The sequence below is a fragment of the Marinobacterium iners DSM 11526 genome, assembly GCF_900107855.1.
Lineage (GTDB): Bacteria > Pseudomonadota > Gammaproteobacteria > Pseudomonadales > Balneatricaceae > Marinobacterium > Marinobacterium iners.
Genome location: NZ_FNRJ01000019.1, coordinates 45,005 through 62,615, shown reverse-complemented (window position 1 = coordinate 62,615; position 17,611 = coordinate 45,005). Strand labels below are relative to the sequence as shown.

Genomic DNA, 17,611 nt, shown 5'->3' with positions numbered 1-17,611 from the left:
GCGCCCTTGATCGTGAAACGGCTGTCGCCCCCCAGGAAGCGGTGCTCACTGACCGTGTCAATATCCTCAACAGCATGGCGCCAGCTGATAGAGCCCTGTACACGCACCGGCAAGGGGTCCGCGCCCAGTTCTGCACCACCACGTACACCAACATTGGCAAAACCGGTATTCGACTCCGTGCGTTCCACCGCCAGAGCCGCCGAGCCACCTGATTCCTTAAACGCATCATTACGCTGGTTCAGCCAGGACAGGCCCACAAACGGCTGTACCCAGCCGGTGTCGGACTCGAAGCGATAGCCGGTTTCGGCAAAAGCCTGCCAACTGCTGGCGTCATAATCGGCTTTCAGTATCTGGCCCACCGCATGGCGCTGCGTTTGCAACTGGTGCTGCCCAAACGTGCTCCCAAGACTGAGGTGCCAATTGTTATCCCAGTGGCGTGAGGCGTAGACGCCCAGATACAGACTATCCACCTCGGCAGACGACATCCGCGCAGAAAGGTCCATATCGCTGTCCTGATAGCCACCCAGTACCCCAAGGCGCCAGCCGTTTTGCAGGTAGCCATCCGCGCCCAGCAACAGCCCCCGGCTTTGGCTATCCAGTGTAGCGATGCCACTGTTGCCATTCAGTTCAGCGTCGCTGTACAGCATGTCAAACCAGAGTCCGGTACCCGCTTGCTGTGATGTGGACTGCAGCCGCTCCAGTGCCGCCAGACGGATACCATCGCTCTGGGTCACCAACTGGGTGCGAGCACTGGCATGCAGCTCACCCGACAACGCATTCAGCGCCGCATTTGCCTGGGCTTCGCTCATATTCAGAATCTGATCATAGAGCGGATGCCCCTCCGCCAATCTAAAGGCACTGTCACCGGTGCTGCACTGATTGCCGGACATGCCATCCAGGCAGAAGCTCTGGATGGGTTCGGGTTCGGGTTCGGGTTCGGGTTCGGGTTCGGGTTCTGGCTCGGGTTCGGGCTCGGGCTCGGGCTCGGGCTCGGGCTCTGGTTCAGGTTCAGGTTCAGGTTCAGGTTCAGGCTCCGGTTCCGGATCAGGCTCGGGTTCCGGATCAGGCACCGGTGGGGGCGTCACCACGGTGAGGTCACTGACCAGGTAATAGGCATTGCCGTCATCATCGGTACGGAAATCCAGGTAAGCGTAGTCATCGGTCACGGCCTGGTTGCCGTTAACGGTCAGGCCACCGGCAGCCTGAACCACGGTGTAGCGGGCGCCATCGGCATAGTTGGTCGAACCATTGTCGGTGCCGTTCTCCGGTGTTACATGAACCAGCGCGCCGTCCTCGATGGTGGCACTACCGGCCACATCCACCAGGTCGTTGTGGGTGCCGGCGGTGGTGCCGCCGCCCGTCAGCTCCACCCGGTAGGTGGCACCTGCCCCCAGGGTCCAGTCGCCGCCCACCGCGAGCGTGCCGATGGAGTTGCCCGGGGCGACGGTACCGCTGTTGACCGTCACCTGACCCACCGACCCGCTGCCACCCAGGGAGCCGCCATTGACCAGGATATGGGAGTTCGCTATCGAACCGTTGACCACCAGGGTGCCATCGGAGATGGTGGTGTCACCGGAATAGGAATTGGCCCCCGTGAGGATGGTGGTGCCGGTACCGCGCTGGTTGACGCTGGACGTTCCGGTGGAGTTGTCTACGATATCGGCCTCCAGGGTCAGGGTGTCGGTTTGGTTGAAGTTGATGGTACCCGTACCTCCAGAAAAGGCATTGCCGATTCGGAGACGGTCAGCGTCGAGCACTCCCGCAGTGGTCGGATCAGCAAGGTCGTAGGCGCCAAAATTCAGAGTGCCCTGGGCACCGGCAAAGTCCCCGAGAAGAACATCCCCACCGCCCCCATCGATAGAAGCCGTCCCGCCGCTCGCCAGGGTCAGAGTGCCGTTTCCATTGCGGCCCAGGAACAGTTGCGACGCCTTGAGCTTCGACCCGGTGCCGTCCACGGTGACCCGACCAGTGACACCCGGTTGACTCCCAACAACCAGCCCGTGGACGACATCCACTTCACCGCCATCATGGACCTCCAGGGTGCCCTCGCTAGATTCTCCCATATAGACCTCGTCTGTCAGCCGCCATTGCGCGCCGCTGCCGCTGACACGGACCACCCCGGTACCGCCTAAGCCGACAGAGGACCGGTGATTGGTCACGGAACTGCCCGCCCCGATCTCCAGGGTGCCGGTCTGGCTGGCCGTATCGCCCACATACAGCCGCGCTCCGCCATGGCTGATGCTGCCGCCATCCCGGACCAACAGGGTGCCGTTGGCGATACGGGTTTCGCCGGTGTAGGTGTTGGCACCGGTCAGAGTCAGGGTGCCGGTGCCCTGTTTGCTCAGGGATACCGGCGTGGAGCTTTCTCCCAGAATGCCGCTAAAGGTGGCACTGTCTGCGCCCTCTACGGTAAACGTAAAACCGGGGAAGTGATCCGGGAAGGCCTGGTCATCACTGAAGGTTGCGCCATCGGCGAGTGTCAGGCCAGTACGGTAGCTGTCAGCCGTCAGGTCGTTGCCATCCCCGCCTGTCTTGAAAATAACAGAAAACAGTTCACCGTCACTGCCGAGTCTGCCTACATCCGGAGTAAAGCTGCCAGCGATGGGATCAGCCCCATCATTATCGATCAGGGTGTGCTGACTATGGATTGGCAGGCTGCCTAGTGCACCCAGAGCGATGATGTCAATAATCACACCATCGTTCAGGGTCACCCCACCGACCACCGCCAGAGTGTCCGAAGCCCCGGCACTGTCCACCTCGAATTGCAGTGTGGAACCGGTGTTGGCGGTCACATCACCGGTGCTGAGCGTGCCAATGGAGTTACCGGGGGCCAGGCTGCCGCCATTGAGCATCACACCCGCAACCGATCCGCTGCCACCCAACACGCCGCCACTGACAATAGTCTGTGAGTTGGCGATAGAGCCATTGACCAGTAGGGTGCCATCGGAGATGGTGGTGTCTCCCGAATAGCTGTTCATGCCGGTCAGAATGGTGGTACCTGTGCCACGCTGGTTAACGCTGGCCGTTCCCGTGTGCTCAAGAATATCGGCCTCCAAATTCAGGGTATCGGTCTGGTTAAAATTGAGGATGCTAAGTCCGTACACCGCTTTGATGCTGCCGGCTTGTAGAACGCCAGCCGTGGTGGCCTCCCCCAGGTTGTAGGTGCCGAAATTCAGAGTGCCACTGGTCGACCAGTTACCCTCAAAACGAACCTCACCACTGCCATCATTAAGGGATGCTAAGCCACCGCTTGCCAGGGTCAGGGTGTCACTGTTTCCCAGTCTCAACTTCTCCCCTCTGAGAACCGACCCGGAGCCATCCACGATGATTTGGCTAGCTACGCCTGGAGCATTACTCCCCACGTACAGCTCTCCAGTGATATCAACCTCACCGCCATCGTGGAGCTCCAGGGTTCCTTCGCCGTCTTGTCCTATATAGAGCCCATCCATCACCTCCCATCGCGCACCACTGCCACCAACACGAACTACGCCGGTATTGCCAATATAGGACCGGTGACTCGTCACGGAGCTATCCGCCCCGATCTCCAGAACCCCGGCCTGACCAGCGACGTCTCCCACCGTTAGTCCTGTCGCCCCATGACTTATACTGCCGCCATTGCGCACGGCCAGGGTGCCATTGGAAATGGTGGTACCGCCGGTGTAGGTGTTGGCACCGGTGAGCGTCAGAGTGCCGCTGCCGGTTTTATTGAGACTACCGGAGTCTGAGTAGTCACTTATAACGCCAGAGAAAACAGAGTCGGTATTCAGGGCGCGAACTTCCAGGCTTTTCCCGTCATCTATTGTCACCTGACCACTGCCTTCAAGACCACCGATGGCGCCAGACTCGAGCAATCTGAGCTCGCCATTGACGATATGTCGGGATGCAGCACTAAGAGCGTTGGGCGTGCGCCAAGCATTCACTAGAATCCCGCCCGCTTCTATGGTGGTGTCGCCGGTATAAAGCCCGCTATCATTGGCGGCCAGATGAACAGCCACGCCCTCTGAAACCGTGAGTCCACCGACCCCCGATATGCCGCCAGCAACAAGGACAGTATTGTTCGATGCTGAATCACTGGTAGCCACCGTAAGGGTGCTATCGAGCACTACCTCAGGGTTAATATATACTTCAAAGCTGGCTTCCGAAGGTGATGACATATCAATCGTCGCGTTTACCCCGGCAAAAGTGAGTTTGTCATCCACACTAGCCGCATCGACGTCAATAAATGGGAAAACCGGGTTCGAGGTGGAGAAGCTCAGCCTGTTCACGGTTAGATCGCCAATATCATGGATCGACTCATAGCCGTTGTCATAATCGACATATTCGAAGTTCAGCTGCAGGTCCGTACCAGACACCGGTGCCGAACCGTCCGCCCAGTTGCCACCATCCGACCAGTTCCCGGACGCCGCCGTGAAGGTTTCCTCTACCGCGCTGGCGGGCGATGCACCCAGCAACAGGCCGCTGAGCAGGACAGAGGCTTTGGTTTTACCCTTGCGGCGGCTGATCTCGGCAACCGCCATCCAGACCTGAAGCGCTTGATTCCAGACAACACGATAGGCGTGATTCATAATTACCTCCCTGTAAACGCTTGATGGCCCAATGGCTGGCTCGAGTTTTAATATTTGATTATCGTCAAACGGCTGTTGGCCCACTATCGGATATCCGCAAACAACGCCTGCCCTTAGGATTAATCCGGGCGTTGTGCGAGGGTTTCGGATGGCCGCTGCCCGAACAGGCGCTTGTACTCTTGGGAAAACTCGCCCAGATGGACAAAGCCCCAGCGCATGGCGACCCGGGTGACAGTTGTGTGGGCCGGCAGTGCGATTAACAGCTCTGCACGTACCCGGTTGAGCCTGAGCGTACGTAGATAGGCAATGGGGGTGAGCTGCATGGTGCTGCGAAAGGCATACTGCAGCGTACGTTCCGACACGTCTGTGGTGGCGCAAATATCGGTAATGGAGGGCACATGCCCCACTTGCAGGCAGGCATCCATGTAGTCTCGGGCGGTCGAAACGAGCCGCTGGGCTCGCCAGCCGGCACGGACGCTGCGGCAGACACCGGTATCGATCACGGTTGCCTGGCTGAGCGCGATGACAACACTGTCCCTCAGCAGCCGGGCGCAGTTGTCTGACTGCATCAGCCTTGCCGGGCTGCTGTGGTGAATGAGTGCGTTGAAATCGGCCATAAGCCTGGCCGTATGTCGACTATGGAACGCCTGGGGAGCAGCCGGGTGCTTTGCCCCTTCATGCTGGTTAAGTATCTGCGCGCCTCTCAGTAACCAGTCCTGATCAAAGCAGAGGTAGAAGGTTTCGCTTTCCGGCATCACCCGGATATCTAGCTCTGTCTCTTTGGGCAAAAAATAGAGCCAGGAATCCATCGGGTTTAAAAACTGGGAGAAGCGCATTCCCGGAGCAACCGTTTTTGCAATGGAAATCGCACACAGGTTACCTTGAGTGATGCCGCTTTTGTGCACTATCTGGTTCTGGCGCTCATGTACAAGGTGCATACCATTCAGTGACAGCGTTGCACACTCGCCCTGGTAACACCCCGCGCTTAACTGGTGTATTTCCAGATCAAGCCAGGGCTGAGCAGCGGCCTGCAGCGAGGCATCATTCAATACGAAAGGTGTCGGCTTGCGATAAGTGGACATCGTTAAACGATGCATGTGACTGATTTTTACTTCAAGCATCGTGTTTTATGATTTTCGCGCACTTTTATGCGTTTTGAACACTCAGTAAGTTCTGGTAGCGTAAAAAACGACTGTGTGGTTTTGCCCCCAACTGACTCAGCCTTTGGCCCGCCATGAATAAAAACAATGATGCTTTTGAACACTTGAACAGCGATAGCCATGCTCTCTGGGATTTTGAAGCCCAGGACTTTCCACTGCCGGAGGGCAGCGGCATGGGGCGCCTGCAACGCTATGATTTCAATGATTTGCTGCGGCTTTATCGGTCCGAATTCAGGGTCCAGCGCGACTGTGTAATCGACACCAGTGCGGCCGAGACCGAACTGCCCAACCTGCTCTGCAGCGTGCTCCTGTTAAGCGGCGAAATGCTGCTGGAAACCCCGGATGGCAAACAATATGAGATCACTCCGCAATCCGGCATCGTCTACCGCGTGCGTGATAATGGCACCCGTTTTCTTATGAAAGGCGGACAGACGCTTCGACATATCGGGGTAGCCGGTAAAATATCCGGCCTTCACAAGCAGCTTGGTGAGGCACTGCCCGGTGCTTTATCCTGCTTTTCGTCATTTCCTGAGTCTGGTGTCGTCAGCCGTGAAGTACCGGTCAACACCCGCCTGCGCAGCCTGTTAACCAATGTTTTTGCCCCCAGTACCAGCGTATCCGACCCGCTTCAGGAGATTGCACTGGAGGGGATTTCCATGTCTATTCTGGCGGAGGTAGCTCGGACAATAATGGCAAGCGACACAGAGGGCGCAGACAGAGCCCCACTCTGGGGTGAGCATATATTTGACAGTCTGACAGGTTACATCCGCGGCAACCTGGATGCTCCACTTAAGACAGATGATATATGCCAACGCTTCGGCATTACCCGGCGCCAGCTCACCCAACTGTTTCAGGTATCAGCACAGTGCTCTCCCAGAGAATTTCTGCGCCGTGAGCGACTGGAACACGCACGGGTGCTGATCGAGCAGAAAGGGGCTCCGATCAAGATGGTTGCAGCTGCGGTGGGCTATAGTCATGCCAGTAACTTCTCCAAAGCCTATCGCCAGTACTTCGGGGAAACACCAGGCCATACTGTGCGATTAAAAGCGACTGATATATACGCCGAATAAGACCGTGATCATCTCCGAAACGTCTATTAATGGGGCATGGTAACCGCAATGCCCCGCCTGTCAGCAGTTTGCCACACACACCTCCCGTTTTTTTAAACTTCCTTGCTTTCAAGCCGTTGACAGCGTTACGAAAACAGGGAATAATTCGCGGCCTTGAAAGCTTATGGCAATGTAGCTCAGTTGGTTAGAGCAACGCATTCATAATGCGTGGGTCGCAGGTTCGAGTCCCGCCATTGCCACCATGCTTTCAGATCCAGGGGTATAGCCAAGCGGTAAGGCAACGGGTTTTGATCCCGTCATGCGGAGGTTCGAATCCTCCTACCCCTGCCATTTGTGGCAATGTAGCTCAGTTGGTTAGAGCAACGCATTCATAATGCGTGGGTCGCAGGTTCGAGTCCCGCCATTGCCACCATTCTTTACAGGGGTATCGCCAAGCGGTAAGGCACTGGATTCTGATTCCAGCATGCGGAGGTTCGAATCCTCCTACCCCTGCCATCCTGCTCCATATCCTCCCACTTTCTTGATTTTTCACAGACCTGACACGGCATTCATTTGTCGTTAATATGGGGCACTAATGATCCCCCGTTACTTCAGGTATACAACATGAGTGGTTCCACGGACGAGCTATTACATGCACTGGCCAGTCAGGCTCAACACGATGCTCGCAACATAAACCTGCTGTTTGCCGCCTGTGATGGCATCCAGATGGACCAGTTGCTGACCACCCTCAGAACAGCCCATTTTTCGCCTCGCGGCCAATCTGTACAAGGCTCTGACGAGCTGCTGAATGTACTCAGTCAGCGCTCTTGGGACTTGCTGATCTTTGCCAGCAAGGATCACTACAGCACAGAACTGACCCCCGCCAAGGCCTTGGATCTGTTGAATCGTCTTAACCGTGACATACCGGTGATACTGCTGTCGCCAGGTCATGAATACCATGACCCAACCCACTGGCTTGGCATCGGTGTACAAGCGATGCTTCCCGAACGTAACCACGAATTACTGCTGCTCGAGCTGAACCGAGTGTACGCCCAGCTGCAAACACGCCGTGAACTGCGTAACACACAGAACCGACTGGCACAGCTGCAGCAACGCAATCAGACACTGGTAGAAAGTTCATCCTCGGCAATATGCATGCTGCATAACGGCCTGATCCTGCATGCCAACAAAAGTTTTGCCCACCTATTCGGTTATGATAATGCAGAGCACCTGCTCGAACACTCACTGCGTCAGCTGCTTGAAGAGCGCTTCAGGGATGATCTGGACCAGATACTGCGAGAGTGCGATCACAGCAGTTCTGCATTGCAGCGCAACCTCACCGCCCAGAGACCAGACGATACCCGCTTCGAGGCCCGCTTCAGCTTCGCGCCATCCGAATACGATGGACGTCCCTGCCTTGAGGTCGAGATCATCACCGATTTCAACGCATCGGAAGAAATTTTCCGCGACATAAATCCGATCAGCGGCCTGAACAACCATCAGGCATTCATGCGTGCACTGGAAGTTGCCTGCAATAACGCCCGCCGCGGTGGGCAGGACCGCAACCTGATGCTACTGACACTGGATCATCTGGAGGTGATTCGAACCGAAGTTGGCATTGACGGGGTTGATCTCATTTTGCGTGATATCGCCAGCATTTTGAAACAGAAAGTGAGCCGCGCCCACCTGCTGTCCCATTTGGATGACAACAGTTTTGCCATCATTCTGCACACCGCCGACCCCAACAAGGCTGTCGACATTGGAGAGCAGCTTTGCCACGCCGTCAGCAGCCATATCTGCCAAGTACAGAACACGGCCATCCACACCACCTTGTCAGTAGGTATAGTCGTCATCAACGACAGCGCTCCGACGCCAGTAGAGCTGGTTTCCCGCGCTCGCATGATGGCCGAGAGCCTGCATCACGGTAACCGGCCCGGCAATGGTGTCAGTCTGTATCAGGAAGAGAAGACGCTGCTCTCCAGCAGCGATGCCAAAATGAGCAAACGCCTGCTCAACGCGCTCAAGATGGACCGATTCCGACTTCTGTACCAGCCGGTCGTACCGCTACGATTGGAAACGCCGACCCAGTATTACGAGGTACTGCTGCGCTTGATGAGTGACAGTGACAAGGAAATCTCTCCCAATGCGTTCATCGCCCAGGCGATAGAGCCTGAGGTACTGGTTGAGCTGGACCGCTGGGTCATCAAGCGAGCACTGTCGGAGTTGAGCAGCAAGCAGAACACTGAGAAGCGCACACACCTGCTGATCAACCTATCCGGCCCCTCGCTGCGTAGCGCAGAGCTGGTGCAGTGGCTGGGAGAAGAGCTGCGCAGAAGCCACGTACCCGCCGAATACCTGGTATTCGAAATCAGCGAAAGTGATGCTGCGGTTGATTTGATTGCGGCACGACATTTTGCCCGTGCCATTCAGCAACTGCACTGCCAGGTATGCCTGAAACATTTCGGCAGCTCACCCAACTCGGAACATGTACGCAAGGAGCTGGATTCTGAGTTTATCAAGCTGGATGGTTCCTACATTCAGGACCTGCAGAATCGCAACCTGACCATGGAATCACTTGAGGAAATGCTGGCCCCACTGAAACAGCAGAACAAGCTGATCATCGCCCCTTTGGTTGAAGAAACCCGTGTGATCAGCGACCTGTTCAGCGCCGGTGTTCATCTGGTTCAGGGGCACTATCTGCAACCCCCGCGGGAGCAGATGGATTACGATTTCTTTGAAGGATAGGAGCGTCAACGACAGCCTGCTCAGAGCAGGCTGTCGCGGTCCCGAAAACCGATCAGGTACAGAATGCCGTCCAGCCCAAGTGTCGATATTGCCTGCTTGGCACTCTGACGCACCAGCGGTTTGGCCCTGAAGGCGATCCCCAAACCAGCGATGGACAGCATCGGCAAGTCATTGGCGCCATCCCCTACGGCGATGGTCTGTTCCAGTCGCACACCCTCCTTTTCAGCAATTTCACGCAACAGCTGAGCCTTGCGCTCGCCGTTGACGATGGTACCGACCACCTCACCGGTTACCTTGCCATCGCGAATATCCAGCTCGTTGGCATACACATAGTCAAAACCGAGCTTCTGCTGCAGGAAGTGACCAAAATAGGTAAACCCACCTGACAGGATGGCGGTCTTGAAGCCCAACGCCTTCAGATGCCCCACCAGCTCAGTTGCGCCTTCAGTCAAAGGCAGGCGCTCGGCAATGCGTTCAAGAACCGAGGCATCCAGCCCTTTGAGCAGCGCCACGCGGCGGCGGAAGCTCTCGTTGAAGTCGATTTCACCCCGCATGGCGGCTTCGGTAATCTCAATCACCTGCTCACCGACACCTACCTCTTTCGCCAGCTCATCGATTACCTCGGCCTCGATCAGAGTCGAATCCATGTCGAACACCACCAGACGCCGGTTACGACGGAAAATATCATCCTTCTGAAAGGCGATATCCACATCCATATCGCTGGCCGTCTTGAGGAACTCTTCACGCAGCGCAGCGGCATCAGCCGGTAGCCCACGCACTGAGAACTCGACGCAGGCGCGAGTCTGACGCGCACCTTCATCCTGCAGTGAGATACGCCCGGACAAACGGCTGATATTATCGATATTCAGGCCATGGTCGGCGGCAATGGCGGTCACACGTGCAATGTGCTCGGCACTGATGCGTCGTGCCAACAGAGTGATGATATGGCGCGACTTGCCCTGACCTTCGACCCAGTGTTCATAGGCCGCGTCATCCACTGGCTCAAAACGCACCAGCATGTTCATCTCATGTGCCTTGAACAGAACATCCCGCAATAGAGGAGACGACTCGGACTCTTTCGGCACCTGAATCAGGATACCCAGCGAGAGCGTGTTGTGAATGACCGCCTGGCCGATATCAAGGATATTGATATGATAGCGGGCGAGGATCCCGGTGATAGCCGAGGTCACGCCCGGACGGTCGTCACCGGAAATTGTCAGCAGGATGATTTCGTTCATCGCACCCTTCCGTTAAGTGAGGCATTGCTGGTATCACCAGCATCTGGCTGCGATTATATCAGAGCGACCGCACTCGACGCAGTGCTGTCCTGTCCTTTTAGCACGAGGAGTCATTTTGCTTGAGTCATTGCTACAGGCATTACCACTGACACCAACAAGCATTGTGGTGCTGATTGCCCTGATTGCGATGCTGGAATCTCTGGCTTTTGTCGGCCTGCTGCTGCCCGGTGTTGCCCTGCTGTTTGCATTGGCTGTCATGGCCGGCTCAGCAGGAGTGTCACCGTGGGTCTGTCTTCTGGCAGCGTTCACGGGCGCGGTGTGTGGTGATGGAATAAGCTTTCTACTGGGGCGCCATTCCGCCACACCCATCCGCCGCCTTGACTGGCTGCAAAGACACCCCGAATGGCTGCAACGGGGCGAAGCATTTTTCCGGCGCTGGGGCGGGCTCAGTATCGTCACCGGTCGGTTTGTTGGTCCGATTCGTCCTGTCATTCCGTTTGTGGCCGGCAGCTGCGGCATGCCTGGCCTGGCTTTCACCTTCTTCAACCTGATCTCGGCTTTGGGTTGGGCGCCATTGTATCTGCTGCCCGGATACTTCACCGGCCGAGGACTCACCACCGCCTCACCTCAACTGGCTCCGATATTTTGGTCAGTGGCTGTACTGCTGTTTACCCTGCTGCTGTTTCAACAGTTTCATCACCGACTGAAACCACATGGCAAGCTTCACACTTACTGGAGCCGCGTACTCCCCGCCCCCTGGCCGCCCGGACCAACACTACTGCTGCTGTGTGCGTTGACCGCTCTTATCGGCATCACCCTTATTAACCTTGACTCTGCAGGCGACCAGATCAATTCGGCTTTGCTCATACCCCTTCGCTCAATAGGAGATGCCTTGCCACAAACGGCACTGGTGATGACGTTGATCGGTGATATTCCACTTGTTGCCGGGCTTTCACTCCTGTGTGCGCTGTTTGGGCTGATGCGTGGGGATGGCTGGCGCGGCTGTGGAGTATTTGCAGGGGTTATCGGCGTCATTCTGCTTAACCATGTACTGAAGCAATTCTTTGGCCTGCCGAGGCCTGAAGGAAGCAGTCTTGCCAATTTCAGCTACCCAAGCGGACATGCCTCAGCTGCCGCCGCGTTCTTTACTCTGACGGCCGTATGGCTGCTGCATAACAGGGATCACCAGACTCGCCATTTGGGTTATCTCTGCACCATACCCTTGATTCTGGCGGTTGCGCTGTCCCGTCCAATGCTGGGAGTGCACTGGCCCATGGACGTGATAGCGGGAGTGGCCGAAGCATTGGTGATCACAGCCATGTATCGGATATGGCTATATCACTGGCCAGCGCCTGTCAGAATACCACTGAGCTGGGCGGGGGTACTGTGTGTCATCACAGGACTTTATGTGGTGCTGACATTCGACCTGGCTGCCGGGCGTTACCCCGGCAGCTGAATCAAGCATCAACCCTTGCGCTTTTGCCGCGCCTTGGGAGGGTGCTTGCGCTTCTGAGCAGCCTTGCGCTTGGTGGCAGCACCGGCGGGCTTATCCCCGCCAGTACGGCCTTCAGGCTTTTTTGAGCGACGACGCCCCTTGCCGTGATCCGGCTTGCCGCGACCATCCGCGATCTGACCCTTGGCCAGCTTTTCACGCTGACTGGTTCGCTTGGGTTGTGCAGCGGCAGGCTCTGCTGCCAGCTCAAAGTCGATCTTGCGTTCATCCAGATCCACACGCACAACCTTGACCTCAAGCTCGTCACCCAGCTTGAAGACGCGACGGGTACGATCCCCGACCAAGCGCTGCTTCGCTACTTCAAAGTGGTAGTAGTCACTGGGCAGTGAGGTAATGTGGATAAGTCCCTCGATATACAGGTCTTCCAGCTCTACAAACACACCAAAGCCGGTGACAGCTGCCACCACACCGGTAAACACTTCGCCAATCTGGCTTTGCATGTATTCACACTTGAGCCAGGCCACCACATCACGGGTGGCCTCATCAGCACGCCTTTCGGTCATGGAGCAGTGTTCACCCAGCGCAAGCATCTGCTCAAGCGAGTACGGATAGCCAAATGCGGCATTGGCGGTAAACTTCTTCGGCCGCTCGACTGCCTTCGCTTTCCCATCACCGTGAATCGCACTGCGAATGGCGCGGTGAACCAACAGATCAGGATAGCGTCGTATGGGCGATGTGAAGTGCGCATAGGTCGGATAGGCCAAGCCAAAGTGGCCCAGATTTTCAGGGCTGTATACAGCCTGCTGCATCGACCTGAGCATCATGGTCTGGATAATGTGACGATCCGGCCGCCCCTTGATTGACTCGGCCAGCTTCAGGTAATCCTTTGGCTCGGGGCTGTCACCACCAGGGAGGTTAAGCCCCAGCTCACCCAGGAAGGCTCGCAGATTCTGCAGCTTCTGTGCCTTGGGCCCTTCATGGATTCGGTACAAAGCCGGCTTGCCGTACTTACCCAGAAAACGTGCGGTTGCCACGTTAGCGACCAGCATGCACTCTTCGATGATCTTGTGCGCATCGTTACGCACCACGGGAATAATCTCATCGATTTTGCGTACCTGATCAAATACGATACGCGTTTCAACGGTGTCAAAATCAATGGCTCCACGGTCATCCCGCGCCTTGCGCAACGCCTTGTAGAGCTGATGCAGCTGCTCTACATCAGGCACTACGGCGCTGTACTGCTTGCGCAGGTTCGCACTGTCTTCATGCTCGGCATCCAACATTGCCCCTACCTTGGTGTAGGTCAGGCGCGCCTTGGAGTTGATCACCGCTTCGTAGAACTTATAACCCGACAGTTTACCGGCCCGGCTGATGGTCATCTCGCACACCATGGCCAGACGATCCACATTGGGGTTCAGCGAGCAGAGCCCGTTAGAAAGCAGTTCCGGCAGCATCGGAACCACAAACTCGGGGAAGTAGACCGAGTTGCCGCGCTTGACCGCTTCACGGTCCAGCGCCGAATCAGGGCGTACGTAGTAGGACACATCCGCAATCGCCACCCACAGACGCCAACCACCAAAGGTTTTTTTCTCACAGTAGACGGCATCGTCAAAGTCTTTGGCGTCTTCACCGTCAATGGTGACAAAAGGCAACTCGCGCAGATCGATGCGGTTCTGTTTGTCCTCTTCGCGCACTTCCGGTGTCAGCTCACCGATCTGCTGGTGCACATCCGCTGGAAACTCATCCGGGATTTCATGGTTGTGAATGGCAACCTGAATCTCCATTCCCGGCGCCATGCGATCACCCAACACTTCCACAACACGAGCGCGTGCAGGCTGCTTCCGGTTGGGATACTGGATGATCTCGGCCACTACCAGCTGACCGTCTTCATACTCCAGACCGGTAGTCGGGTCAGGGATAATCATCACCTGATTGGTGATGCGTTGATTTTCGGGGATCAGCGATCCAAAGCCACTGTGGCCATCAAACTTGCCCACCACCTTGGTAGTGCCACGCTCCAGCACTTCGACAATCTTGCCTTCGCGTCGGCCCTTGTGATCCACTCCGATGGACTGGACCAGTGCCCGGTCACCATCAAACACTTCACGCATATTGCGCGGGCTGAGGAACAGGTCATCGCCACCGGCGTCCGGCTTCAGGAAGCCAAATCCATCACGATGCCCTATCACGCGGCCGGGAATCAGATCCATCTTCTGAATCAACCCGTACTCGCCCTTGCGGTTGGAGATCAGCTGACCATCGCGACACATGGCGATCAGGCGCCGGCGAACACCTTCAACACTGTCTTCATCATCAATACCCAGCTCCCGACACAGCACGGGATGACTGATCGGGGCGCCCCACTTCTCGAGGAATTCAAGCATGAAGTCACGGCTCGGTACCGGCTGTTCATACTTTTCAGCTTCCAGCTGAAGGTTGGGGTCTTTGTCTTTCCAATTCTTGCTCATTCAGTATCCAGTTGTTTCTGTACGATCTTTTGACCGATACAGCGGCCTTTCCTTCAGAATAGACCGTCAATATGTAAAAAATAAAGCCGGCATTGCCGGCTTTACAGATCTCAGGGAAGTTCTTCGACCTCTTCGCCCTCTTCGCCCTCTTTCTTCTCGGGCGGCATCAGGTCTTCACGACTCACCTGCATTAAAATCAGTGCATTGGCGGCCACATAAATGGAGGAGTAAGTACCCACCAGAACACCAACCAACAAGGCCAATGCGAAACTGTGAATCATTTCGCCACCAAAATAGAACAGCGCAACCAGTACCAACAACGTCGTCAATGAAGTCATCAAGGTACGACTGAGTGTCTGACTCAGTGAAGCATTCATGACCTCAATATTGTCTTCCTTACGCATGATGCGGAAGTTCTCACGAATCCGGTCGTACACTACGATGGTATCGTTCAGAGAGTAACCGATCACGGCCAGCACGGCAGCCAGCACCGTCAAGTCAAACTCGATCTGCAACAGCGAGAAAACACCCAGCACAATAACAACGTCATGCACCAGTGCCACTACTGCTCCCAGCGAAAATTTGAGCTGAAACCGAAAAGCAAGATAGACCATGATCATGAACAGTGCCAGCAGCATGCCCAGACCACCCTGCTCACGCAGTTCTTCGCCTACCTGAGAGCCGACAAATTCATTGCGGCGCAGCTCCACTGTTTGATCGGACCCGGCACGCAGGGCTTCCAGCACCTTGTCACCGAGCTGCGGGTCGTGATCAACCTGCAGCCGGATCAGGATATCGCGCGAGGAGCCGAAAGTTTGTACAACCGCATCCGGAAAGCCTTCTGCACTCAGCTTCTGGCGCACATCTTCCAGACTGACCGCCTGCTCATAACCGACTTCAACCAGGCTGCCACCAGTAAAGTCGAGGCCAAACTTGAGGCCGTTGACCGCTAGTGATGCAATCGACACCAGCAGCAAAACTGCGGAGAACGCCAGCGCCAGCTTGCGTATCCCCATGAAATTGTAAATCTTCTTTGCCGTCGTCATGGGGGTTCCTCAGATCATCAGTTTCTTCAGCGTGCGGCCGCCATACACCAAGTTCACCAGTGCACGGGTCACCAGCAAAGCAGTGAACATGGAGGTCAGAATACCGACCGACAGCGTAACGGCGAAGCCCTTAACCGGCCCAGTACCCATGGCGAACAGTATCACGGCTGCGATCAACGTCGTCACGTTGGCATCAAGAATGGTTGTAAAGGCACGACTGAAGCCGGCATTAATGGCGGACTGAACCGGTAGCCCATTCTTCAACTCTTCTTTTATGCGCTCAAATATCAACACGTTGGCATCTACCGCCATACCCACGGTTAACACTATACCGGCAATACCCGGCAGGGTCAGTGTCGCTGACAACAGAGACATAACCGCCATCAGCAGGACCAGGTTCAAGGTCAGCGCGATATTCGCCAGCAGACCAAACACCTTGTAGTAGACCAGCATGAATACCAGCACCAGCGCGAAGCCGATCTGCACAGACAGCGTACCCTGCTCGATGTTGGTGGCACCAAGGCTCGGACCGACCGTACGTTCCTCTACGAAGTACACTGGCGCAGCCAGCGCGCCGGCGCGCAACAGCAGTGCAAGTTCAGAGGATTCCTGGGCGCTGTCCAGTCCGGTGATGCGGAACTGATTGCCCAGCGTACTCTGAATGGTCGCCAGCGAGATGATGCTTTTCTCCGTATAGGGGATACGACGCTCAACGCGCTCACCCTCGACGGTCTGTACCAGTGTACGCTGCTTGTGCTCGACAAACAGGACTGCCATGCGGCGCTGAATCGCGTTGCGCGTCACGCGGTTCATCATCTGACCACCGGGGCCATCCAGTGTGATCGACACCTGTGGCATGCCGTTCTCGTCAAAGGCAGCCTGTGCATTGGAGACACTGGAACCGGTGATGATAATGTCCTTTTCCAGCGCCGCAGTACGGCCTGGCTGGCTGCGGAAGTCATATGTCTCGGTGAGGGCACGACTGGTGTCCGGCAATGCTTCAAGTCGGAACTCCAGGTTCGCCGTTTTGCCGATCACGCGCTTGGCGGCCGCTGCATCCTGCACACCCGGCAGCTGGACCACGATGCGATTGCGCCCCTGCCGCTGCACCAGTGGCTCAGCAACGCCCAGCTCGTTGACACGGTTACGCAGGGTCGTGAGGTTCTGCTTGATGGCGTAGTCTTCGATCTGGCGGATAGTCTCTTCAGTCAGATTGATGTAGAGAAAATAGTCCTCGCCATCGGCTGCGGCATCCACCATGAACTCGGGCCAGGTGCGACGCAACAGTCCCTGCGCCTCGTCACGCACGGCAACATCATCGAAACGGACCGACAAACGGCCGTCTTCAAGATGGTCAACCATACGATAACGCAGTTTTTCTTCACGCAGTTTGGTCTTGATCTCGCTGACATATACATCCAGTCGCTGCGCAACTGCTTGAGCCATATCCACTTCCATCAAGAAGTGCACACCACCACGCAGATCAAGGCCCAGCGTCATGGGACCGGCACCAATGGCCCGCAGCCATTCAGGTGTCGTCGGTGCCAGATTCATCGCCACGGTATAGTCGCTGCCCAGTGTCTGGGCAATCAGTTCGCGCGCTTCAAGCTGGGCATCAGAACTTCCAAGACGGATCAGGCCGACACCGCCCTCCTGCAATTCCGTTGCCTTGGCCGTCAGACCGACCTCTTCCAGGCGCTGTTCAATGGACGCCAGCGTACCCTGATCAACGGGAGCCGCATTACGGCCGGCTGACACCTGAATTGCATAGTCATCAGGATACAGATTGGGAGCTGCGTACAGGCCGGCAATCACCAGCACCAGCAGGATCAGGAAATTTTTCCACAGGGGGTAGCGGTTGAGCATCGTGCTCCATCCTCACCAAAA

Annotated in this window: 9 protein-coding genes and 4 tRNA genes; 7 read left to right on the top strand and 6 right to left on the bottom strand. The window is 56.4% G+C overall.

All coding sequences use genetic code 11. The features are described 5' to 3' along the window. A partial coding sequence (locus BLV48_RS15935; protein WP_139253946.1) for an autotransporter domain-containing protein occupies positions 1-4,565 on the bottom strand: 4,565 nt, incomplete at its 3' end. Positions 4,566-4,684: 119 nt separating this feature from the next. Then, positions 4,685-5,647, bottom strand: coding sequence for a helix-turn-helix domain-containing protein (locus BLV48_RS15930; RefSeq protein ID WP_175527708.1), 963 nt, complete (start codon positions 5,645-5,647; stop codon positions 4,685-4,687). Between the two features lie 152 nt (positions 5,648-5,799). Between BLV48_RS15930 and BLV48_RS15925 the strand changes: the two genes are divergently transcribed. From BLV48_RS15925 to BLV48_RS15900, 6 genes are all read left to right on the top strand, one after another. Continuing rightward, positions 5,800-6,795 carry a helix-turn-helix domain-containing protein gene (locus tag BLV48_RS15925; protein ID WP_091827781.1) on the top strand — a complete coding sequence of 332 codons (996 nt, stop codon included), beginning with the start codon at positions 5,800-5,802 and terminating at the stop codon, positions 6,793-6,795. Positions 6,796-6,960: 165 nt separating this feature from the next. Next, positions 6,961-7,037 (top strand) — tRNA-Met (locus BLV48_RS15920). Positions 7,038-7,050: 13 nt separating this feature from the next. After that, positions 7,051-7,125, top strand: a tRNA-Gln gene (locus tag BLV48_RS15915). A 5-nt stretch (positions 7,126-7,130) separates the two neighbouring features. Next, a tRNA-Met gene (locus BLV48_RS15910) sits at positions 7,131-7,207 on the top strand. A gap of 8 nt (positions 7,208-7,215) precedes the next feature. Beyond that, positions 7,216-7,290, top strand: a tRNA-Gln gene (locus tag BLV48_RS15905). Between the two features lie 108 nt (positions 7,291-7,398). Continuing rightward, positions 7,399-9,519, top strand: a complete 2,121-nt coding sequence (locus tag BLV48_RS15900) for an EAL domain-containing protein (RefSeq protein ID WP_091827780.1) — start codon at positions 7,399-7,401, stop codon at positions 9,517-9,519. 20 nt (positions 9,520-9,539) lie between these two features. Here BLV48_RS15900 and serB read toward each other — a convergent pair whose 3' ends face one another. Beyond that, a complete protein-coding gene (gene serB / locus BLV48_RS15895) occupies positions 9,540-10,757 on the bottom strand; it encodes a phosphoserine phosphatase SerB (RefSeq protein ID WP_091827779.1) in 1,218 nt (405 codons plus the stop codon). Positions 10,758-10,872: 115 nt separating this feature from the next. Between serB and BLV48_RS15890 the strand changes: the two genes are divergently transcribed. Next, positions 10,873-12,213, top strand: a complete 1,341-nt coding sequence (locus BLV48_RS15890) for a phosphatase PAP2 family protein (protein WP_091827778.1) — start codon at positions 10,873-10,875, stop codon at positions 12,211-12,213. A gap of 8 nt (positions 12,214-12,221) precedes the next feature. Here BLV48_RS15890 and rnr read toward each other — a convergent pair whose 3' ends face one another. The 3 genes from rnr to secD all read right to left on the bottom strand — a co-directional run bounded on the left by rnr (position 12,222) and on the right by secD (position 17,590). Continuing rightward, positions 12,222-14,678 (bottom strand): ribonuclease R, encoded by a 2,457-nt coding sequence (rnr, locus tag BLV48_RS15885; RefSeq protein WP_091827777.1) that lies wholly within the window; start codon positions 14,676-14,678, stop codon positions 12,222-12,224. Positions 14,679-14,788: 110 nt separating this feature from the next. Then, a complete protein-coding gene (secF, locus tag BLV48_RS15880) occupies positions 14,789-15,724 on the bottom strand; it encodes a protein translocase subunit SecF (RefSeq protein WP_091827776.1) in 936 nt (311 codons plus the stop codon). A 9-nt stretch (positions 15,725-15,733) separates the two neighbouring features. Beyond that, entirely contained in the window at positions 15,734-17,590 is a 1,857-nt protein-coding gene (secD, locus tag BLV48_RS15875) for a protein translocase subunit SecD (protein ID WP_091827775.1), read from the bottom strand. Positions 17,591-17,611: the final 21 nt, after the last annotated feature.